Source organism: Kitasatospora sp. NPDC052868 (genome assembly GCF_044547105.1).
Classification (GTDB): Bacteria; Actinomycetota; Actinomycetes; order Streptomycetales; family Streptomycetaceae; genus Kitasatospora.
Window position 1 is genome coordinate 38661 of sequence record NZ_JBITZW010000032.1, and the last position, 21123, is coordinate 59783.

General features: G+C 72.6%; 25 protein-coding genes and 2 pseudogenes. 26 read left to right on the forward strand and 1 reads right to left on the reverse strand.

The annotated features are described in order from the left end of the window. Positions 1-53 precede the first annotated feature (53 nt). From ACIGZJ_RS33380 to ACIGZJ_RS33505, 26 genes and pseudogenes are all read left to right on the forward strand, one after another. Positions 54-812, forward strand: coding sequence for a hypothetical protein (locus ACIGZJ_RS33380; RefSeq protein WP_396460793.1), 759 nt, complete (start codon positions 54-56; stop codon positions 810-812). A 36-nt stretch (positions 813-848) separates the two neighbouring features. Next, positions 849-1346: a hypothetical protein gene (locus tag ACIGZJ_RS33385; RefSeq protein WP_396460794.1), complete on the forward strand. Its 498-nt coding sequence runs from the start codon at positions 849-851 to the stop codon at positions 1344-1346. Between the two features lie 190 nt (positions 1347-1536). Continuing rightward, complete coding sequence (locus ACIGZJ_RS33390; RefSeq protein WP_396460795.1) at positions 1537-2778, forward strand: hypothetical protein; 1242 nt, start codon at positions 1537-1539, stop codon at positions 2776-2778. A gap of 33 nt (positions 2779-2811) precedes the next feature. Continuing rightward, on the forward strand, positions 2812-3459 hold the full coding sequence (locus tag ACIGZJ_RS33395; RefSeq protein ID WP_396460796.1) for a hypothetical protein: 648 nt from the start codon (positions 2812-2814) through the stop codon (positions 3457-3459). A 42-nt stretch (positions 3460-3501) separates the two neighbouring features. Next, positions 3502-4149, forward strand: a complete 648-nt coding sequence (locus ACIGZJ_RS33400) for a hypothetical protein (protein WP_396460797.1) — start codon at positions 3502-3504, stop codon at positions 4147-4149. Between the two features lie 95 nt (positions 4150-4244). Continuing rightward, positions 4245-6036 (forward strand): annotated as a pseudogene (locus ACIGZJ_RS33405) (type IV secretory system conjugative DNA transfer family protein). Between the two features lie 137 nt (positions 6037-6173). Continuing rightward, positions 6174-6524, forward strand: a complete 351-nt coding sequence (locus tag ACIGZJ_RS33410; RefSeq protein ID WP_396460798.1) for a hypothetical protein — start codon at positions 6174-6176, stop codon at positions 6522-6524. A 137-nt stretch (positions 6525-6661) separates the two neighbouring features. Continuing rightward, positions 6662-7528 carry a hypothetical protein gene (locus ACIGZJ_RS33415; protein WP_396460836.1) on the forward strand — a complete coding sequence of 289 codons (867 nt, stop codon included), beginning with the start codon at positions 6662-6664 and terminating at the stop codon, positions 7526-7528. A 27-nt stretch (positions 7529-7555) separates the two neighbouring features. Then, positions 7556-7789, forward strand: a complete 234-nt coding sequence (locus ACIGZJ_RS33420; protein ID WP_396460799.1) for a hypothetical protein — start codon at positions 7556-7558, stop codon at positions 7787-7789. Next, positions 7789-8985: a DnaB-like helicase N-terminal domain-containing protein gene (locus ACIGZJ_RS33425; protein WP_396460800.1), complete on the forward strand. Its 1197-nt coding sequence runs from the start codon at positions 7789-7791 to the stop codon at positions 8983-8985. The genes ACIGZJ_RS33420 and ACIGZJ_RS33425 overlap by 1 nt, the downstream gene beginning before the upstream one ends. Beyond that, entirely contained in the window at positions 8982-9563 is a 582-nt protein-coding gene (locus ACIGZJ_RS33430; RefSeq protein WP_396460801.1) for a hypothetical protein, read from the forward strand. The genes ACIGZJ_RS33425 and ACIGZJ_RS33430 overlap by 4 nt, the downstream gene beginning before the upstream one ends. Positions 9564-9608: 45 nt before the next feature. Then, the gene (locus ACIGZJ_RS33435; RefSeq protein WP_396460802.1) at positions 9609-10271 is read left to right on the forward strand and encodes a hypothetical protein; all 663 of its coding nucleotides are present in this window, start codon (positions 9609-9611) and stop codon (positions 10269-10271) included. 8 nt (positions 10272-10279) lie between these two features. Next, positions 10280-10450: pseudogene (locus tag ACIGZJ_RS33440) on the forward strand (DNA methyltransferase); the annotation flags it as partial. 1 nt (position 10451) lies between these two features. After that, positions 10452-11465 (forward strand): DNA cytosine methyltransferase, encoded by a 1014-nt coding sequence (locus tag ACIGZJ_RS33445; RefSeq protein ID WP_396460803.1) that lies wholly within the window; start codon positions 10452-10454, stop codon positions 11463-11465. Between the two features lie 158 nt (positions 11466-11623). After that, positions 11624-12835: an MFS transporter gene (locus ACIGZJ_RS33450; protein ID WP_396460804.1), complete on the forward strand. Its 1212-nt coding sequence runs from the start codon at positions 11624-11626 to the stop codon at positions 12833-12835. Positions 12836-12902: 67 nt separating this feature from the next. After that, positions 12903-13571 carry an HAD family hydrolase gene (locus tag ACIGZJ_RS33455; protein WP_396460805.1) on the forward strand — a complete coding sequence of 223 codons (669 nt, stop codon included), beginning with the start codon at positions 12903-12905 and terminating at the stop codon, positions 13569-13571. Positions 13572-13714: 143 nt separating this feature from the next. Continuing rightward, positions 13715-14305 carry a DUF4913 domain-containing protein gene (locus ACIGZJ_RS33460; protein WP_396460806.1) on the forward strand — a complete coding sequence of 197 codons (591 nt, stop codon included), beginning with the start codon at positions 13715-13717 and terminating at the stop codon, positions 14303-14305. Beyond that, complete coding sequence (locus tag ACIGZJ_RS33465) at positions 14302-15042, forward strand: glycosyl hydrolase (protein ID WP_396460807.1); 741 nt, start codon at positions 14302-14304, stop codon at positions 15040-15042. Before ACIGZJ_RS33460 ends, ACIGZJ_RS33465 begins: the two co-directional genes overlap by 4 nt. Further along, positions 15039-15557 (forward strand): hypothetical protein, encoded by a 519-nt coding sequence (locus ACIGZJ_RS33470; RefSeq protein WP_396460808.1) that lies wholly within the window; start codon positions 15039-15041, stop codon positions 15555-15557. Before ACIGZJ_RS33465 ends, ACIGZJ_RS33470 begins: the two co-directional genes overlap by 4 nt. Then, positions 15557-16216 carry a hypothetical protein gene (locus tag ACIGZJ_RS33475; RefSeq protein WP_396460837.1) on the forward strand — a complete coding sequence of 220 codons (660 nt, stop codon included), beginning with the start codon at positions 15557-15559 and terminating at the stop codon, positions 16214-16216. The genes ACIGZJ_RS33470 and ACIGZJ_RS33475 overlap by 1 nt, the downstream gene beginning before the upstream one ends. After that, positions 16213-16623 (forward strand): hypothetical protein, encoded by a 411-nt coding sequence (locus ACIGZJ_RS33480; protein ID WP_396460809.1) that lies wholly within the window; start codon positions 16213-16215, stop codon positions 16621-16623. Before ACIGZJ_RS33475 ends, ACIGZJ_RS33480 begins: the two co-directional genes overlap by 4 nt. Positions 16624-16637: 14 nt before the next feature. Then, positions 16638-17453: a winged helix-turn-helix transcriptional regulator gene (locus ACIGZJ_RS33485; protein WP_396460810.1), complete on the forward strand. Its 816-nt coding sequence runs from the start codon at positions 16638-16640 to the stop codon at positions 17451-17453. A 114-nt stretch (positions 17454-17567) separates the two neighbouring features. After that, the gene (locus ACIGZJ_RS33490) at positions 17568-18359 is read left to right on the forward strand and encodes a DUF317 domain-containing protein (protein ID WP_396460811.1); all 792 of its coding nucleotides are present in this window, start codon (positions 17568-17570) and stop codon (positions 18357-18359) included. Positions 18360-18375: 16 nt separating this feature from the next. Beyond that, positions 18376-19224, forward strand: a complete 849-nt coding sequence (locus ACIGZJ_RS33495) for a DUF317 domain-containing protein (protein ID WP_396460812.1) — start codon at positions 18376-18378, stop codon at positions 19222-19224. Between the two features lie 19 nt (positions 19225-19243). Beyond that, positions 19244-20092: a DUF317 domain-containing protein gene (locus ACIGZJ_RS33500; protein ID WP_396460813.1), complete on the forward strand. Its 849-nt coding sequence runs from the start codon at positions 19244-19246 to the stop codon at positions 20090-20092. After that, positions 20089-20832 carry a hypothetical protein gene (locus ACIGZJ_RS33505; RefSeq protein WP_396460814.1) on the forward strand — a complete coding sequence of 248 codons (744 nt, stop codon included), beginning with the start codon at positions 20089-20091 and terminating at the stop codon, positions 20830-20832. Before ACIGZJ_RS33500 ends, ACIGZJ_RS33505 begins: the two co-directional genes overlap by 4 nt. Positions 20833-20841: 9 nt before the next feature. Here the strand turns inward: ACIGZJ_RS33505 and ACIGZJ_RS33510 are convergent, their stop codons facing one another. Further along, a complete protein-coding gene (locus ACIGZJ_RS33510) occupies positions 20842-21105 on the reverse strand; it encodes a hypothetical protein (RefSeq protein WP_396460815.1) in 264 nt (87 codons plus the stop codon). Between the last annotated feature and the right edge of the window lie 18 nt (positions 21106-21123).

Consider the following 21123-nt stretch of genomic DNA (forward strand, 5'->3'; position numbering starts at 1 on the left):
AGACCGCGCCCCGTCAACCGACCACCGCCCGTGCCCCGAAGCGGAGTTCCCTCATGTCTGCCGATTCACCCGATCTCCTGCCCCACGTCACCCTTGGCCGCCACCCCGATCACGGCATCGTCGCGGCCCTGCCCACGCAGTCGGCCGCCGCCCAGTGGTTCCTGGAGCGGCTCGAGTTCCAGCCCGTCCCCGGCCATCCGAGCCTGTACGCGCTGACCGACCAGCACCGCGAACCGACCGAGCGCGCGGCCTGGGCCGCCAAGCTCCTCAAGGGGGCCGGCTACCGGGTCGACACCGACCTGGCCCTCGCGCCCACGAACGCCACCGAAACAGTACGGACGCGGATCGACGCGCCCCTCCAACCACCGGCCCACGAAGTGGACACGGGCCCTGACGTCGCCTTCGCAGAACACCCTCGGCTGGGCGTCGTCGCCGCCGTCGGCGGCAACCAGCCGCTCAGCCCGGCCGTCTTCCTGGAAACCGACGGCTGGCGCCACCACCGCGAGCTGGACATCTACCTCGCCCCGCCGGCCGCCACCCGGGCGCAGTCCCTCGACGCGGTGGCCAGGACAACGGTGGCGTTGCAGCGGGGCAACTACCAGGTGGCGATGCATCCGCAGCTCGCCGACGCCGTCACCGCCCGCAGGGCCCCGGCCGCCGAGGCGTTCACCACACGCAGGTTCCGCGTCGACGAGGCCGCGCTCTCCAAGAGCCCGGCGGCCCGCTCGGTGCCCACCGCGAAGGCCGCTGTTCCGTCGGGCCCGCCACCTACTGCAGCAGATCCGCGAGTTGCCTTCGCGCGTGCCCGCTGACCCCAGACCGCCCCCTAACCAGACGAAGGACCCGAGATGGCAGTGAAGAAGGTATGGAAGATCGCGCACTCGTGCGGGCACGAGAGCGAGCGTGACCTCGGTGACCGCCCGGCCGACCGCCGCGCCGGGTTCGCCGACTGGCTCGCCAAGCAGGACTGCACCGACTGCTGGCGGGCAGCGAAGGACGGCGACGAAGCCGACAAAGCCGCCTGGCTGGAGGCGAAGCGCGCCGCCGAGCAGGCGGAGTCGGACGCCTGGTCCGAGCAGTACCGGATGCCGCCGCTGGAGGGCACCGACAAGGGCCGGGCCTGGGGCGTGCGCTGCCGCCACCAGCTCCTGGCCGCCGCCTACGCGGTCCTCGTCCTGGAGGACGGCCTGTCCGAGACCGACTGGGAGCAGATCGAGGAGCGGGCCCGTACGGTCACGCGCGCCGGCTGGTGGATCGACCAGCGCGCGTCCGAGCCCCGCGATCTGGAGGAACTGCTGGACGCAGCCGTGGACGCGGACCGGCCGACCGAGAACCCCTTCGTGTGACGTGCCGGTGCCCTGCCCTGGCGCAGGGCAGGGCACCGGCCACAGCACGGCGTCGCCACGCCAACACCGGCCTGCTCCCGACCGGCGGCTTCTACCACCGAACCTCGGCCGGGCCAAACCGCCGGATCTGCGGATCCTCTCCTTGCCAGCCCGCCCGCCGGGCCCCGCCGCCCGTCCGAGAGGGGACGCCGTGATCGCCCATCTGCAGCGCGCCACCACCACGGCCGCGCTGATTCCCGCCCTCTACGGGCACGATGACCCCCGCTACCGCTTGCGGCCCCGGCTGATCGGTGCCGACTACCGCGGAGCAGGCAAGCAACTCCCCCTCTTCGGCGACCCGCAGGAGGTCCTCGGCGGCGGCGTCCTGGACGCCCCGGCCGCCCGGATCGGCTCCCGGGCACCCGAGCGCCCGGTGTGGTTGTGCTCCGTGCGCTCCGACCCGCGCCACCCCGACCTGACCGACGCCCAGTGGGCCAACGTCGCCCGGCGCCTGGTCACCGCGACCGGGCTCGCCCCCGCAGGCGACCCGAACGGCTGCCGATGGGCCGCGATCCGGACCCTCGACCGCTCGGTGCACATCGTCGCCACCGTCGTCCGCGAGGACGGCGGCGTCCACAGCACCTACCGGGACGCCTTCCACGCGCAGGCCGAATGCCACCGCATCGCCGCCGACCTCGGCCACCTCAACCGATCGGCACCCTCCGTCACCACTGCCAAGGACTACCGCATGCCCACGCCCGTGATCGCCATCAGCCTCGAACCGAGCGGCAGTGTCGTCGCCAAGGGCTCCGCCGACGACCTGTCCGCAGCGCTGCTCAAGCACGCGGGGTTCAAGCAGATCGAGGACTGGCACGGCCGACGCCACCGGCTTCCCACCACCACCGCCCGACCCGACCGTGCCGCCATCGCCACCCACGCGGCAGAGATGCTGCGCGCCGCCCGGTACGACGTCGACCTCGACCCCCAGCTCGACATCGAGCCGCTCAACACCGCAGGGCAGCAGCTTCTCCACCTCACCGACCAGCTCCGCGCCGCCACCGAGTTCGACGAACTCGCCGGCGTGCTCGACAACCTGCTCGACCCGGACGACGGAGCGCTCGTCCGCCTTCAGGAAGCCCTGGAGATCGCGTCCGAGCAGATCACTGACCTCGACCCCGAGCAGTACGAACTCTCGGACCGGTTCGGCGTCGCCTCCGACCAGCTCGTCGCTGCCCAGGCCGAACTGGCCGGCGCTGTCGACGAGGTGCAGCGCGCCAAGCCCCACACCGCAGGTGCCGCCGACCATCGGGCGTCCGCCTCCTACTCAGCCGCAGTCCGCGCCGCCCGCGCCACCTCGCCGGCCGTCGCCGCCCGCGGCGTGAACACCACCGTGGCGACCGCAACCGCACCGCCGTCCGTTGCGGGGCCCCGGACACCGGTCCGCACGCGGTGACCACCCCCCTTACGTCTCAGTGGAGTTGGCGTGATGCCTGAGCACTACCCGTCGATCGGTGAGGCGATCGGGGCCGAGATGCAGCACAACATCCGCCTCGCCCACGGACCGGATCCCGACCCGCCCCTCCAGGCCCGGTACTTCCCCCCGCCCACCGCCGACCCCTACTCGATGCCGGGCATGATCTGCCGGCTCGAAGTGACGGCCAGCCCCCAGGACGTCGCCGGGATCGTCGAAGAGGCGACCAGCGCCCTCGTCGGTCCGGTGCCGCAGCTCACCGAGCTGGTCGCCGCGTCCGCCGACTGGGCCAGGGCCCGGCTCGACTTCGACGCTCCGCACAGCAACCACGCCTTCGAGGTGTGGACCCGACTGGCCTCCGCCCACCGGATGCTGTCCCAGGTCCAGGAGGATCTGGAGGCCGCTGTCGACGGCATCGCCGCACTGCCCGAGGAAGTGAGCGCCTCCCGGAACCACGACTTCGTCCAGGTCCTGCGGACCCGGGAGCTGCTCCACGACGTGATGGGGGCCGGCCGTCCCGCGAACGACCCCGAGGCGAAGCGGCGGCAGGCCGCCATCACCGGATCGCCCAATGCCCCCGCCCCGTCCGGCGTCCGACCCGCTGCACCGACCGCAGCGCCTTCCCCCCACGTCGGCGGGCAGACTCCCGGCCGCACCCGCTGAGCCCTACCCGACTCCCGACCCTCTCCCGAACAGGAAAGCTCCATGTACTCCGCGCTCACCCCCGCACCCGAGGTCACGTTCACCCGGGATTCCCAGGGCAACATCACTGCCGACGCCGACTTCAACCCCGGCCTGGTCTCCGAACTCCTCGCGCATGCCGGCTTCACCGGCGACGCCGACATCCCCTTCGAGTTCCCTTCCCTTCCGGCTGATCTGGGGCTCGAAGCGACACGCCAGGCGCTCGCCTACGCCAACCACATGCTCACCGCCGCCCGGTACGTGGCCACGATGCCGCCCGAGCTGAAGACGATCCACGGCCACGCCGAGCGGTTCACCTACCGGCTCAGCCCCACCGAGTCCCTCGAAGCCGCCATCGAGGACCTCTCCAACTCCCTGTCCCGCTGCGAGGACGTTGCTGACATTGCCCGCGTCGCCGACACGATCTTCAACGAGGGCGAAGGCGTCCTGATCTCCGTCGAGAACTTCGCGCGGACCGCCGCGCACAAGCTGGCCGCCTTCGACACCGAGGAAGCCGGGGCCCTCGCCGACCGGTTCCTCAGCATCTCCCGGCGGCTGGACACCATCACCTCGGTCTACGCCTTCATCGGCGAGGACCTCCTCGACCTCCACGACAGCGTGTCCGCCGCCCAGTCGTCCGCTGTCCCGCCTTCGGCCGCCCCCACCAGCTGAAACGTTCCCTCTAGATCCGCAAGGAGCAAGCCCGTGAACCGCACGAGAGCCGAGCGCGCCCCGCCCCTGCCCGCTCGCACACACCAGGAACCCCCTTGCCTGCCCCGCGTACCAGCGCGCCGTCGACCACCTCCGGGTCCGACGCGCTCCTCTACCTCCTCTTCGGCGTCCTCGGCGCCGCCCTGGCCTTCGGCTCCCTCGCCTGGGTGACCGGCAACATCGCCAACGCCCTTGTCGGCAGCGGCCCGTGGGCCCCGTTCCGCGCCACCGACGCCCTGCTCCACCCCGACGTGCTGTGGCCGCAGCTGAGCACCACCGCGCTGCTGGTCGGCACCCGCGTCATCCCCGGCCTGCTCACCATCGTCCTGACGATCACGGGCCTGGTGCTGTGGATGCGTTGGCGCGGCGGCGCGAAGACCGGCCTCGCCCGCAAGGCAGACCTCGCCCCGCTGCTGGACAAGGAAGTCACCGCGAAGGCCCGCAGCCTGCGCCCGAGCCTGAACGACCGGGAGTGTAAAAGAGGTCGAGCCGAACGACCGGGGCATCCTGGTCGGCACGCTCTCCCCCGGCAAGGCCGAGGTCCGTGCCTCCTGGGAGGACGTCCTCGTCGCCATCATGGCGCCGCGCTCCGGTAAGACCTCCGGACTGGCGATCCCCGCGATTCTCGCCGCACCCGGTCCTGTTCTGCTCACCTCGAACAAGGCGGCCAACGACGCCTACACCACCACGGTGGACGCCCGGTCGAAGGTGGGCACCGTCTGGACGCTCGACCCGCAGCAGATCGCCCACCACCCACGCGAGATGTGGTGGGACATCCTCGCCGACGCCCGCGACCTCGCCGGCGCGAAGCGACTCGCTGGGCACTTCGTCACCGCCAGCGTGGACGAGTCCAGCGGCTCGGACTTCTGGTCGACCGCGGCGAGCAACACGCTCGGCGCCCTCTTCCTCGCCGCCTCCAGCCACCGACGCCCGATCACCGACGTCCTTGCCTGGCTGGCCTCTCCGGCCGACCGCACCCCGGTCGACCTGCTCGCCGATGCCGGCCACCACGCCGTCTCCGCCCAGCTCCAGGGCACTGTCTCCGGCGCGACGGAGACCAGGGACGGCATCTACGAGACGGCCAGGCAGTACGCCAGTTGCCTGCTGGACCCGGAGATCGCCGCGTGGGTGACCCCGACGCCTGGCCTGCCGGAGTTCAAGCCGTTCGACTTCGCCACCTCCCGCGACACCTTGTACCTGCTCAGCAAGGACGGCGGCGGCAGTGCCAGCGCGATCATCGCCGCTGCGGCCGACGCGGTGATGCGGGCGGCCGTGATCGTCGCAGAGCGCTCCGGCGGACGCCTCGACCCGCCCGCGCTGTGCGTCCTCGACGAGGCCGCCAACGTCTGCCGAATCAGCGACCTCCCGGACCTCTACTCCCACCTTGGCAGCCGGGGCGTCATACCGATGACCATCCTGCAGAGCTACCGGCAGGGCCAGCGCTGCTGGGGAGAGGCCGGCATGGACGCCCTCTGGTCCGCCGCCACCGTCAAGGTGATCGGCAGCGGCATCGACGACGCCGACTTCGCGGACAAGCTGTCCCGACAGATCGGCGAGCACGACGTCCAGACCACCTCGGTGTCGACGAGCGAAGGCGGCAAGTCCACCTCCGTGTCGATGCGCACCGAGCGCATCCTGCCGCCGGACGCCATCCGTGCGCTGCCCAAGGGCAAGATCCTGCTGTTCGCCACCGGCATGCGGGTGGCGATGCTCGACCTCAAGCCCTGGTACAAGGAGCGCGCCGCCAAGGAGATCGGCCCGGCCTCGGCCCGCGCCACCAAGGCCATCACCGAGCGTGCCCTCGCCAAGGCCGGCGCTGACCGCGACAACTTCGGGCTGGCGTCGTGAGCACCCGGCGCACCACCAGCCGGTGGCCCGACCGCCTGTCCGAGGCCACGGAGCCCGATCCTGCGTTCGCCGGGCCGAGTTGGAGCCACGTGCGACGCGGCACATGGGTCTACCAGAACGCCCCCGGAGCTGCCCGTGTGCAAGCGGGCCTGCTGGACGACGGGAGCTGGTTCCTGGATCTGTGGTCAGCACAGAACCGGCTGCTCGCCCGCGGTTCGGCCACCGCCGGCGAGGTCGGCGCACTCGCCCCAGTGCTCGCCGCCAACGCCGCCCGCTGGGCACCGCCGTCGGCCCGTGAAGCCTCGCAGCGCCGCTTCGCCGAAACCGTCGAAGCACTGCGCAACGGCAGCCGGTCCGCACCTGACGAGGCCAGGGTCCACGCGGCCACCGCCGCCTCGCCCAGCGGCGCCCTCCCCGGACGATCTCCCGCCCCGGCCGTTCCACCGCCGCCCGCACGGCCGGCGCCACCATCCGCCGCCCGCCGCTGACCCTCCCCTCCCTCACCGAAGGTCCTCCCCCGATGCCCGTCACCACCCCGCCTCCCGCCGACGGCCTCCGGGCGTCCGCACCCGGCGAGCCCGCGCTTCGAGTGCTCTCGCTCGGGGCCGGAGTCCAGAGTTCTGTCCTGCTGCTCCTGGCCGCCGAGGGCCACCTGCCCGGTCTCGACCTGGCGGTCTTCGCCGACACCGGCTGGGAGCCCCGAGCCGTCTACAAGCACCTCGACCGACTCGAACGGGAGATCGCCGAACCGGCCGGGATCCCGATCCTGCGAGTCTCCTCCGGCAACATCCGCGACGACGCCCTCGACCCGGCCAAGCGCTTCGCCTCGATGCCGCTGCACATCCTCAACCCCGATGGTGGCGAGGGCATGTCACGTAGGCAGTGCACGGGCCAGTACAAGATCCGGCCGATCAAGGAGAAGGTCCGGGAGCTGCTCGGCTACCCGCACCCGCAGCGGATCCCGCCCGGGGTGTTCGTCGAGCAGTGGATCGGCATCAGCGTCGACGAGTTCCACCGGGCGAAGGACGCCGACGTCGCCTACATGAAGAACCGTTTCCCCCTGATCGAGCGGGGCTTCTCCCGCTCGGACTGCCTGCGACTGCTGCGCTCGCGGGGCTTCGGATCGACCCCGAAGAGCAGCTGCCTGGGGTGCCCGTACCACGGCAACGCCCAGTGGCGGGCGCTGCGGGACGGCTCGCCCGAGGAGTGGAAGGACGTCGTCGCTTTCGACCACGCGATCCGGGCGGGCAACGCCAGGGCGACCGCCGAGGGCTCCCCACTGCTCGGCCAGGCATACCTGCACCGCAGCCGCCGCCCGCTCGACGAGGCACCGGTCGACCGAGTCACCGCGCATGAGTGGTCGGGCCGCCAGGGCGACATCTTCGACGCCATCGCCGACGCCGAGCTGGAGAACGGCGAGGCCGACGGCTGCTCCCCGTGGTCCTGCCGGTCTGGTGCTCCCGCGGCCGGCGACCTCGCACTCGCTGCCTAAACCCACTGCCCAGTCCTGGAGTTGACCATGTTCGAAAGCACTTCTTCATCCCGCGGACCCCGCTCCGAGCGGCTGGCCGGCTCTCCGGTCGTCCGTCGGGGCGGCCAGTGGTGGCTCGTCACTGGCACCGGGTCGATCCTGGCGACCGACCCGACCTTCACCGGTGAGCTGGACCGCTTCGCCGCCGCCATGGCCGCAGCCGACCGCGAGGTCGCCCGGATCCGGGACGAGCGGGCAGCCGCCCGGAAGGAGGGACGCTGATGGACGCCCTGCTCAAGGGCGAGCAGGCCGTCCTCGGCGCACTCCTGCTTGACCCGGCCCAGCTCGACACCCTGTCCTGGCTGATGCCCACCGACTTCTACCGACCGGCCCACCAAGCCCTCTTCGCCGCGATGCGGACGATCAACGCCAAGGAGCGGCCGACCCGCGAGGCGGACGGCACGGTGCCGATGTCCTGGCTGACGGGCACCGTCACCGAGGCCGGCCACCACGTGCGCGGGCTGAGCGCCTCATACGCGCACACCCTGATCGCCGCGTGCCCGCGTCCGAAGAACGCGCCGGTCTACGGCCGGATGGTGCTCGAAGGCTCCATCCACCGGACGGTGACGGAACACGCCGTTCGCCTCGAACACGTCGCCCGGGTCGATGCCGAGCAGCAGCAGGTCGACGGCGTGCTGCACCACGCCGACGTCCTGGCGGGTGTGCTCGGCGATCTCGCCCGCCGCTGGGGCACCGAGCCCCGGCCACTCGCTCCGGCACCCACCGCTGCGGGACTCGCACAGTCGACGCCGTCGCCCGTCGCACCCGCGCAGGCCGAGGACGAGCAGTTCCTGCTGGCCGTCCTCGTCAGCCAGCCGGCAGCGATGGCCGAGGTCTACGACTGGCTGCGGCCCGGCGACTTCGCCGAGCCCGGCAACGGCCAGGTCTACCGGTGTCTGGGGGCCCTCCACCACCGGGGCGAGCCGATCGACGAGGTCACCGCCCTGTGGGAGGTCCAGCGGCGTGGCCTGCTGACCGACGGCACCCTCTCGCACGAGCACCTCGACCGCGTCTTCGGCGGACCAGGAGCGGGCTCGGCCGAGTGGCTGGGCGACCGGGTCATCCGCTCCTCGGTCGTCCGCACCGCCGCCGGGGCCGCCACCACAATCAGGTCCTTGGCCAAGAACGAGGCCATGGCGCCCGGCCGTCTCATCGGCCAGGCCCTGCATGCCCTCGGCCCGCTCGACGAGGTGCGCGCCCGCTGGCGCACGGCCAACGGGCGCCCTTCCCCGGGCACCGAGAAGGCCGGCCCGGCGGAACCCTCCGCTCCTGCCGCCCGGGTGCACGCGGCGCTGGCCCGCAGCTCCCCACGGCCGGCGACCGCGAAGGCCGCCCCCTCGGCAACTCCCCTCGCCCGGTCGGGCACCGCACCACACCGCCGCACTTCTCCCTCCTTCCACCCGCGGAGCACCCCGTGAACAGCCCCATGTCGGAGACCCTGCTGCTGCACGCCACAGCAACGGCGCTCGACGCCCAGCGCGACAAGTTGCCCATGGTGCACGCCCCATTCCGCCTGCCCAACCCCATCGCTGTAGGCCGCCAGATCACCGAACTCGGCGGCGCCATCGTCGAGATGGGCGACGAGTACCTGTTCCGCGCGGAGGTGTCCGGACCGCAGGAGCACACCGTGCTCGCGGCCGAGGCGTTCGCCAACGCAATCGGCAGCGTCGCCCAGGCGGCCTCCGCCCTCGGCACGGTCGCCCAGCAGCTCGCCTTCGTCGCCCACACGGCCGGTAAGCGCGGTGAGCCTGCGTACGAGGAAGCCCACACGATCGCCGGCGAGACCGTCGAGTTCGCCGTCGACACGGCACGCGACGACCTCGCCGAGGCGGCCAAGACTTTTCGAACGGCGGCCTCTGCCATCTCCCCGCCGTCGGTCCAGCTCAGGCAGGCCGTCCTCGCCCGCTCTCCGGTTCCCTCGACCTCCGGGGCGCCACCGACCGCGACCACCGCCACCCCCGTCCCGGCCCAGCTTGCCTCCGGCCGGGCCCGGTGAACCTCCTCTCCCTCTCGTCTACGACCACCGCTTCCCGGAGTGACCATGCTTGACGACGTTGTCCACCAGTACGCGGGATGGCTGCGCTCGGCCGCAACCGACCTCGACGCCGTGAGCGCGGAACAGCCCCGCTCCTTCGCTTCTGCCTACGGCAACGGCCGCGAGGTCGCCGTCTGCGATCTCACCGAGGCCGTGGAGCGGGTGGAGGGACGCAACCGGCAGGCACTCGACGAGGCCAGCTTCCACTCACAGGACCGTGGGGCAAGTTCCGGCTCCGCCTTCTTCGCCCGAACCTGGAGTGCTGGCGCCGCCAAGCTGTCCCAGGCGAGCCTGGACCTCACCCGTGCAGCGGAGGTCACCGCCGCGCTCGCCGACGCGCGGGTACGGGCCCCCGCCATCGCCCGCGCCTTCGAGGAGCAGGCCGGCGCCGAGGTCGACCGCCTCCTCGCCAGCGCCCGTGCCGAGGTCAGCCGCGCCATCGAGACGCTGAGGTCGGGTGCCGATTCGCTGACCAGCGGACGCCCGCTGCCCGCGGCAGATCTGGGCGAGCTACTCACCTCGCCCGCCGACCCGCAGCAGGGGCCAGCAGTGGAGCGGCGGGCTGCCGCGCTCTCCCGCTCTGCCCCCGCCCCGGCCCCGGCCTCCACCCCGGCCGTCCACCAGGCAGCCCCCGTCGCGGCCTCGGCCACCATACGAGGCCGACGATGACGGTCTCGATGCCACAGTTCCCGACCGGGCCGCTGATCGGGAGCCTGTGCAGCGGGTACGGCGGGCTCGACCTCGGCGTCCAGAGCGTGCTCGGCGGCCAGGTCGCCTGGCACGCCGAGATCGAGCCCGGCCCGTCCGCGATCCTGGCCAGGCACTGGCCCGGCGTGCCGAACCTCGGCGATGTCACGGCGGTGGACTGGGCGAACGTTCCGCGGGTCGGGGTCCTCACAGCCGGCTTCCCCTGTCAAAGACGTCTCGGTCGCGGGCCGTCGAGTCGGCCTCAACTCACAGACCCGATCCGGGCTTTGGCTGCACGTCGCCCGCGCGGTCGAAGTCCTCCGCCCCTGCCTCCTGGTGGTCGAGAATGTACGAGGACTCCTCACCTCCCCAGGTTCCGCTGGCGACCTGGAACCCTGCCCGTGGTGTTTGGGAGACGACGCAACCCTCCCTCCTCTGCGGGCACTTGGCGCCGTACTCGGCACCCTGGCCCAGCTCCGGTACGACGCGCGCTGGCTCGTTCTTCGCGCCTCCGACGTCGGAGCCCCCCACCACCGGGCCCGGGTTTTCCTCACTGCCTGGCCCGCCGACCACGGTGCTGAAGACGCCGACCAGCAACATCGCCAAGAACGGCGGCAGCCAGCACCCGGCCAAGCGCAAGAGCGGAGGCCACGGCCCGAACTTGGCCGACGAGGTGGAGTGGCTTCTGCCGACGCAGAAGGCCAGCGACGGGATCAAGGGGTCGCCGAACCAGCGGCACGGGAACGGGGACCTGACCCTTCCTTCGGCAGCGGCCTCTTTGCTGCCGACACCGAGGGCCTCCGACACGGGCACCCCGGGGCGGCGGCCGGGGAAGGGCTGGCGACCGCCGCTGTCGGCGGTGGTCCTGCCGCTCTGGGCCAACCCGCCGTCGGAGCAGACCGTGGACGGTGGGGACAGTACGCCTCCGCCATCGCCCGGTGGGAGACCCTCACCCGCCCCGCGCCGCTGGCCACCGACGAAGGCGGACGGCTGCGGGCCGAGTTCGTGGAGTGGATGCAAGGACTTCCGGCCGGCTGGGTGACCGCCACCCCCGGGCTCGGCCGACCCGCACAGCTCACCGCTCTCGGCAATGGCGTTGTCCCGCAACAGGCTGCCAGGGCTCTGGAGTTGCTGATGCCACCGATGGCCCGCTGCCCGATGTGCCGGGTCCGGTAGGGGCTTCTACCTGCTTTTCCCGGCCGTACCAAATCGCGGATTCTCCGGACTCTTCTCCCGGCAGCCGCACGAACCGAGAGGGCTGCCATGCCTGCGCATGCCCCGGCCCGCCGGGCACCCGCCCGCGCGCCGCCGACCGCACGACCGAAGGACTCCCCTTGAGCACCACCCCCGTCGTCTCCGGCCGGGCCCAGGACAGCAGCTACCGGGCTGTCCTGGGCGCCCCGCACGTCGCCCGCCTCCTCACAGGCACCCTGATCGGACGGCTGCCCACCGGCATGGCCCCGGTCGCGATCCTGCTGCTGGTGCGAGCCGAGCACGGCTCTCTCGCCCTGGCCGGACTGCTCGGTGCGCTGTATGGCCTGGCCGCCGCGATCGGCCAGCCGATGCTCGGCCGCCTGGTCGACCGCTACGGCCAGACCGTGGTCATCTACACCGCAGCCCCGGCCGCGACCGCGGCCTTCCTGCTGCTTCCGTGCACCGGCCCGACCCGGCACCCGGTGCTCGGCGCGCTGACCGTCCTGGTGGCCGGCCTCGCGACTCCGCCGCTGGAGGCCAGTCTTCGGGCGCTGTGGCCGCACGTCCTTCCCGACCCTGACCGCCAGCGCGCCGCGCTTGCGCTCGACAGCAGCACTCAGGGCCTGGTGTTCGTGGTCGGCCCACTGCTGGCAACTGGCTTCGCGGCCGGGGCCGGATCCCCTACTGCACTGACGGCGACCGCGGCGCTCGGCCTGCTCGGCACCGGCCTGGTGATCACGAGCAAGCCCTCCGCCAAGTGGAGGCCGGACACCACGGCCGAGCGGGCAGACCGTTTGGGGCCGCTTCGTGTGCCGGGCCTGCGGGTCCTGTTCGCCGCTCTCACCGGGACCGGCGTCGCCCTGGGCGCAGTGAACGTGCTCGCCCTCGCCTCCGCCGAGCGCCACCACGCCGGATGGCTCTCCGGAGTGATGCCCGCCGCGCTGTCCGTCGGCAGCATGCTCGGCGGCCTGGCCTACGGCCGCCGAGCATGGCCCGGCGCCCCGGCCCGGCACCTGGTGGCCGCCTCGATCGGCTTCGCCGCCGGGTGGATGGTGCTGCTGCCCGACCCGATGCCGGCCATCGCCGTGCTCGGCGCCGTCCTGCCCGGTACCTTCCTCGCCCCGCTGCTGACCGCGAGCTTCCAGACCGTCGACCGCCTCGCTCCCGACGGCGAACAGACCGAGGCGTTCGCGTGGCTCATCGCCTGCATCGGCGTCGGCCAGGCCGCCGGCACCGCCCTCGCTTCCTTCGCCAGCACCGGCGGACCGCTGCTCGTCGCCCTCGTCCCACTCGCCGGGGCCTTCTTCGCGCTCTGGCTACTCCGCCGCTTCAACCACCTGCTCTCCGCCTGACTGTCCCCCTCCAGCTGAAAGAATCACCATGAACAGCACCACCGCAGCCGCAACTTCCTTTCCCACCATGCACGTTGTGTGGGACTGGAACGGTACGGTCAAGGATGACCTCGACGACCACGTCGACGCGCTGAATGCGACGCTTCCTGCCCTCGGCGGGGATCTCGTCGACCGGGATACCTACCGGGCCAAGCACACCGTGCCGATCCCGAACTTCTATGCCCGGCTGCTCGGGCGCGAGATCACCGAGCGGGAGTGGCTGGACAGCGACGGCGCGTTCCTGGAGCACCTTCGCGCACAGCCCGTCCGGGTCAGGGCGGGTGCGGTCGAGCTGATGACGGCGCTGCACGAGGCCGGCCACACCCAGTCGCTGCTGTCGCTCTGCCCGCACGACACCTTGCTGGCCGAAGTAGGCGAGGCCGGGATCGGGCACTTCTTCGACCGCGTCGACGGACGTACCGGAGCGTCCGGAGGTACGAAGGCGGCCCCGCTGGCCGCCCACCTCGACGCTCTTGGCCTCGCCGGCCAGGGCCACCGGGTGCTGCTGGTCGGCGACGCCCTGGACGACGCGGACGCCGCCCACGCCAACGGCGCGCACGTGGTCCTCCACACCGGTGGCCTCCACCACCCCGCCAAGCTCGCCGCCGCCGGGCACCACGTGGCGGACACCCTCGCCGACGCCGTCGCCCTCGGGTCGCAGCTCATCGCCCGGACTGCCCATCTGGCCTGCGCCTAGCACGACTTGGCGGCCGTGCCAAACCGCCGAATCCGCGGATCCTCTTCCCACCCGCACCCCTGGAGCACGCCCTTGACCCGGCGCAGAAGACCCTTTTCGGCTTCCCCCGCGTCCCCTGCCCGCCCGAACCACCTGGATGTGCCATGTCCGACGACCCGACCACGGGCTCCCCCGAGCCCGAGCCGATCCGCATCCCCGACGAGGACCTCGACGACCTCGCCAGCACCCTCGCACGGACCATCGCCGAGGTCCGCCAGCACGGCGTCCTCCTCGACCGCCTCGGTGCTGAGCCCGACCTGAGCACCGCCCTCGGCGACGATGAGCCGGAGGCGGGCTCCGCCGAGGCCGAAGCCGACGGACCGGCGTCGGTGTTCATCCTGGCCATGGGCGGCGCGGAGTACGCCGCCGAGCTGGCCGCCCTCGGCAACTGGGTCACCCACGTGCTCCTGCCGACCTACGGACGGGAGATCGGCTCCACCCGGCCCTGGTGCGCGCGCTGGTACGAGCACCAGGAGGCCGTCGCCCGCCTCCACGCGCTCTGGCTCGCGTGGCAACAGCTGACCGACACCGAGGCCGGCCTCACGGGCCCGTCGACCTGGCACCGCGACCACCTCGACCACACGCTCCTCCAACTCCGAGCCCCAGACGGCCCGTTCGCCGCGTGCACCACCAGCCCGGCCCGGCCCAACCACCGCGTCCTCGCCACGCCCGACCAGCTGGGACTCGCCGCATGAAGGACACCGACTTCCGGCTCGACGGCCTGGAGCCCGCCGACGAGCACACCAGCGAACTGTACGACTCCACCTGGGTCGGCGACTTCAAGACGATCTCCCAACACGACGTGGGAGAACGCAGCTTCATCGTCGCCTTCGACGCCTCGGCCACCTGGGGCTACCCCAACATGCCCAACCTCGCCTCCTTCGACGTCGTTCGCGACAGCGGCCAGGCCACGTTCAACATGCACCGCTCGGAGCACGCCACGTTCGCGTTCGCGCAGCGCTGGCTCGTCAACCGCGGCTGCCCTCCGGACGCTCTCGCGCCGACCATCGACGTCCCCAAGGCCGCCGACGAGCTGACTATCCAGGTCGAGGACCGCATCCGGCGCTCAGGCGAGCGACTTGAGGTCGTCGACTACCAGGTCATCGACGGATCCGATGTTGAGGGCTGGAGCATCGCCGTCGACCGCCAGGACAAGAACCTGCCCGTCCGGCTGTTCCTGGAGACGCTCCAGCCCGACCAGTACACCTACACGGTGCGTGAAGGGGCGTTCGCCGACCACGCCGCCGCCGACAACTGGCTGGAGCAGCGCTCCAGCCCGCTGCCCAAGGCGCCCGAGTACCGCATCGACGCGGAGGCCCTGCGGACCAGCGCAGCGCTCTCCCGCTCCGCTCCGCTCTGCCCGACCGGCGCCGCCGCGGCCGCGCCTGCTACCCCCGTCAACCCCCAGCAGTCCCTCGGAAGGTCACTGTGAGCCGCGCCAAGTTCGCCTTCGCCGCGCACCCCGACGCCATCGCCGACCTGCGCCAACTACCCGAGCCCATCAGGGACCAGGCACTGCTGCACCTCCAGGACATGGTGCACGGCGAGCGCGTCGCCAGCCGCCTCGACGGACGCCTGGAGGGCTGCCACAAGGTCGTCCTCGGGGCTGGCGGCGACTGGGCCACCCACCGCCTGGTCGTGCAGTTCCGCGAGGCACCGCCCACGTCCAAGCACTCCCGCGAGGTCTACCTCGTCGCCGCCGGCCCGCGTCTCGACTACGCGGTCTACCGCTCCGCCCAGAACCGGCTGGGTCGCACCGGGCTCACCATCAACCCGGTCATGGACCCGGCCCAGGAGGCCAGCGTCCGGGCGGCTCAGGAGGCGCGGGTCCGGGCGGCCCGTGCGCGCTCCGCGCGTCCCCCGCAGCCCCGCGGCCCCGCTGGCACCGCGTACACAACCGCCTCGCCCGGCTTCGCCCCCGACACCACTGCCCGAAAGGCCCGATGATGACCATCGACACCACCCCCACCCGCTCCGCCCTCGCCGGTTGGCTCACCGCCGCCGCCCAGGACGTCGCCGGAATCCTCACCGCCGAATACCCCACCCCGGCCACCCGCTCTTACCTCCACCCGGTCCTGGGGCCGCTCGCCGCCGGGCCCCGCGTCGTCGAGGAGCTGAACTTCCGGCTCGAGGACCTGCTCGACGAACCGCTGCCGGCCACCCCCGTCGGTCTGTTCGCCCTTGCCTCCTACGCCTCCGCGCTGGGCTGGCTGACCGAGTCCCTCGCAGAGCTCACCACCGCCGTAGACGCGATCTGCACCCGCGCAGGCATCCCCGCGCTGGTGCCCGGAACGGAGGCCGTCCCCGATCTGAAGGAGGACGAGGAGGGCTTCGACTACTCCTTCAGCGCCCTGGAGCTGGCGGCGATCCGCACAGCGGCCGACGCCGCCGGAATGACGCCCAGCGCCTACGTCGAGGTTCTCGCCGACGCCCTGCGGGCCGCAGCCGCGATCACCGACGCCTGCATGGAGATCAGCAGCGGCCTGATCGAGGACGCCCAGTACATCGTCGACGAGGCCGCCAGCGATGTCCGGATCAGCGACGGTCCCGGCAGCCTCCCCACCCTGGTCCGCTCCCTGCTGACCCGTATGGAGGCCACCGAGTGAACCCCCACGACCCGCTCACCAGTGAGCCGAACAAGCTCCTGGCCTCGGAGGCACTTGAGGCTGTCGACCGCGGTGGCCTGCGGATCTGCCGAGACATTCTGTACCACTTCAACTACCTGGCCGACGCCAGCGGCAAGGGCACGGCGGTCCGGGCGGAGACCGTCGAGGAGCTGATCGCAGACGGCCTTCTCGTCGCCGACACCAGTGTGCCCCTGGGCCGTTCGGGGCGTCTGCTCTCGCTCACGCCGACTGGCGAGGCTGCCCTGGAAGCCTCGCGCACCGGCGACCAGAGGGGAGCCGCCGCACTCTCCCGCAGCACCACGCCCGACCCGTCCGACGTGCCCGCGCTGCCCCCTTTGCCGGCCCCTGCGGCACCTCGCGCCACCCGTGCGCCCCGCATCCACTGACCCGGAGTATCGACATGCCCACCAACACCGCCACCGTGACTGCCGGGTATGACGCGCAGCGCGTCGAAGACGCCCTGCGTCAGCTCGCCCCGAAGTGGACCACCGGAATCGTCCACACCATCGCCAAGTACGGCCCGGAGATGCGGGTTCGCGACCTCGCGCCGTACTTCCCGTCAGTCGGTGCGCCCTTCATGAGCAAGCGGCTGGCCGCCATGCACGAGGCCGGCCTTCTCCGGCGGGACGCCGAGTTCGACCGGACCGCGCCCTACCGCCTCAGCCAGCGGGCACTCACCCTCGGCCCCGTGTACCGGTCCTTGGTGCAGTGGTCGTCGGAGCACGTCGACCGGAGCCCCCAGGGGAGGTCCGAGCGGATCGAGGACGCGCTGAGTCGCCTGCAGCCGCGCCACACCACCAGGGTCGTCCAACTGCTGGCCGAGCAGGGCAGCCTGCGCTTCACGCATCTCGCCGAGGCCGCCGACGTCTACGAGGCGCTGCTCGTTCCCCGTCTCGCCCGGCTCCAGGAGGACGGCCTGGTCAAGCGGACTGGCACCCGGCACGGCGACCCGTACACCCTCACCGAGGCCGGACAGGCACTCGGGCCGGTCTACGCCTCCGTCCAGCGCTGGGAGGAGCGCCACACGGTGGCACCTACTGGTCCGGTGCCGACCGCTGTTCGCACCCTCGCCGGTCCCGCTCTCGGCGGCGACGGCTTCCGCACCGCAGCGGCGCTCCGCCGAAGCGCGGTGCCGGCCGCCCTGTTCAGCCACTCCGCCCAGCCCCAGCCCCGCACCGCCGCCCCGTCCGCCGCCAGCCCGTCCCGCGGCCGGTGATCGCCGTGATCCCCCGGCGCAGACTCGCCCGCCTCCTCTGCCATGGGCCCGGCCGCCGTAGGGCCGACTCGTTCGGCGGCCGGGCCCGCTCCCCGCCAGTGCAAGGAACCACCGGTGCGCTCCACAGTCCCTCTGATTGTCCAGCCGCTTCGACTTGCCGGTCCCGGCGACCCTCTGCTGGCCGTCACCGCGCTGGCAGATGTCCACGGTTGGTCCCTCGACCACGCCCCTGACGGGGCCGCCCGTCTCACCAGCCCGTGCCGAACCGCCGTCCTCACCGGCGAAGGGCCAACCAGCCAGCCCGGGGCCTGGACCGTACGCGGGTACGCCGATCCCGGCTCCGAACCCCTGTGGCGGGCCAGCTTCGGCCCCGGCACCCCCGCCGAGATCACCGCCGCGTTCGCCACCGTCCTCGCCGACGGTCTGCGAACCCAGCACCGCGACTACCTGCGCGGAGGCCGGCACTACCACCCCGACACCCCTGCCTCCGTCCTGGCAGACCGCGGCTGGCGGCCTGACCAAGCTCCCAAGGGCTTCCACGACCAGGTCGCTCCAGACCACACCGCCATCTACCGGCACCGCGTCGGATACCAGTCCCACGACGTCGAGGTCGCCGGCCTTGCCCCGCCGTCGTGGAGCATGCTCGCCGGCGATCCGAAACACCCGTCGTGGCGTGCGGACTTCACGATCGGCGTGCCGTTCTACCCGCTCGTACACGCGGCCCGCGCCTTCAGCGACACGGCGCCCGTGCAGCGGCTCGTCGGCGACATACCGACCCGCCACCTGGCCCTCGTGACCGTACGGCGCCCTTCCCGGAGCGCCCCCGCCCGCCCGATGACGCCGACCTGGTCCGGTCCTTCCACCCCGCCCGCTTCCCGGCCCGCGCCCGCAGCGCGGCGCCGCTGACCCCTGGGGTCCCTCCATGCCGAACTTCACCGCCCCGGCGCGCGAGTACCAGGTCGCGCCGCGTTTCCTCGCCGGCTCCACCCACACCGGCGACCCCGGTCTGATCCCTCTGCTCGACGCGGGCTGGGCCCTGAGCCGCGACGACCTGGGCAACGTCCTCGTCACCGCACCCGACCACACCGTCCGCACCGGTTTCCTCCCCGAAGGCGAGCGCGGCGACCTGTGGATGATCAACGCCCACTCCGACGCCTTCGCGCCGCCCACCTGGCAGGTCACCGTCGACCTGTCCGCCCCTCCCGAGATCGTCGGCGACTTCACCGCCGCCCTCGCAACCGCCCACTCCGCCGCACCCAGCTCAGTGCTGCACGGTGACACCGGCGGCTACGACGTGACGGACCGCCTCCTCGACGAGCACGGCTGGCACCTGGAGACCGAGCGGGCGACCGCCGTCTTCCGCTCGCCCGACGGGCTCGTGTCACTACACCGAAGGGTCGGCTACCTGCGCCCCGAGGCCGAGATGGCGGGCGACGTCGAACGCTGGCTGTTCGAAGTCGGTCCGCCCAGCCACCGCTGGTACGCCACCGCCACCACGAACCTCCCCGACCATCTCCTGGACACGCTCACCACCGCAGTCACCGCCCCGGCCCCTGTCCAGCGGTACCTGCGGAACCACGAGCTGGGGCACCTCCCCTCGCAGGCGACCGCTACGCCGACCGCGCCGAGCCCGCTGGAGGTCGCGCGCATCCGAGCGGCCACCGCCCGCTCCGCCACCGCACCGAGCGCGAACGCCTCGGTGCTCGCCTACTCCACCACGACCCGGCCCGCGGCACTCCCGGTGCCCGCGCTCGCCGGCCGTGCCCGCTGACCCGGCGCGAGGACCCGACATGCCCAACACGCCCGAGCAGCCGCGCCACTACCGGATTGCCCCGCGCTACCTCGCGAACTCGGACTCCGACGGCTCCGAAGCCGTCCAGCCGCTGCTCGACGCCGGGTGGGCTCGCAGCCGCGATCAGGAGGGGAACACCTTCGTCGCCTCACCGGACCTGCGTGCCCGCCTGGCACACCTTCCAGAGGCCGACGGCCCGGTGTTGTGGAAGATCAGTGCGGGCCCGGACGCCTTCGCGCCGCCGGAGTGGCTGGTCACCTTCGACTACCAGGCCCCGCCCGAGGTCGTCGCGGACTTCACCACCGCATTCGCCGACGCCTACGCCAGCGGCCCCAGCGCCTACCTCGACCACGGCGGACGAACCGTCGGCGTCGAGACGTGCTTGGGGCTCCTCGCCGACGAGTGGAGCTTGGACCCGACCACCCCGTTCCTCACCTACCGGTCGCCGGACCGCTTCGTCCGGCTCCACGTCCGGGATAAGCCCCTGGAGCACGGCGCCGAGATGACCGGCGGCACCGAACGGTGGCTGTTCGAGGCCGGGGCGCCCGGCCAGGTCTGGTACGCCACGGCCTCCTCCCGCCTGCCCGAGCACCTCCTCCAGGCGCTGACCACCGCCGTCAGCGACCCGGCGCCGGTCCACCGGTCCATGCGGCGCATCGACCTGGAGCACCTCGCCGCCGGGGCCTCCGCCACGCCGGCCGCACCAACCCCGCTGGAGTTCGCGCGCATCAGCGCCGCAACCTCCCGCTCGACCTCCGCCTCCTCCACCAGCCGGACCCCACCGACTCCGGCGCCCGCTCCCGTTGGTGCGGGCACCTCCGCAACTTCCCGAAGGAGCCGACCTTGAGCAAGCCCTTGCACGGCCAACCCCTCAGCCCCGCCGAGGCCACCCTCCTGCGCTACCTCACGGAGGGCTACACCATCGCCGAAGTCGCTCGGCGCCAGGGAACCCACGCCGCGACCCTTCACAGCCGCGCCGCCAGAGCCCGCCGGAAGCTGGGCGCCCGTACCAGCGACCACGCCGTCCAGCTCTACTCCGCGCAGCAGGCCACCCAGGCCGCCACCTCACTCGCTCCCACCGAGCAGGCCCCACCGGAGAACACCGTGTCTGACCCGACCGCCCTCGACCATGCCGATGCCCTGATCGTGAAAGCTTGGGCCCGGCCGATCGCCGAACTGGAGAAGGCATCGGTCCGCCAGCCCGTCGAGGACCCCCTGCTCCGAGCCGTCATGCACACCAGGAGCCACCTTGCCGTGGTCTCCAACTCCGCCGTCGTGCACCAGGACCGCCTCCACGCGCTGACGCGGCCCGGCCACGTGCCGGCCTTCTACGACCTCGACCGGATCACCTCTGCGGCTAGCTCGCTGCGGACCGCGTACGCCGAGAGCAACACCGCCCTGAGTGCGATCATCCACCTCGTCGAAGCCCGCGAGTACGCGCTCAAGGCCGTCGACGGCCCGGACGCCGAGCGGGTCCGGGCCGCGACCGCCCGCACCGCGCCCTCCCGGCCGCTGGGACTGCCCGCCGACCGGCCCGCCCCGCAGGCACCCGCCGCTCGTGCGCCGGCTCCCGCGGCTCACCGGTAGGACCCGAGGTCAGTCCTCGGCCCGGTCGCGGTGGGTGCCGGGGTCGGCGGCACCCACCGCGCGAGCCAGCTCCTCCACCGTCAGCTCGACCCGCTGGCCGTCCCGCAGCCGGGCTCGGACCACCTGGTCGTTCGACCGCTCGGCCCGGTCCGAAGTGGGCACGGCCCACTGGCCGTCAGCGATCATCACGAGGTCGCCCATCGTCCACGGCCGTCCCGCGCTGCGGATCTTGCTCTCCAGTGCCGCCATGTCGCGGCCTCTGCTCGGCTCCACTGCCGTCCTCCCCCTCTG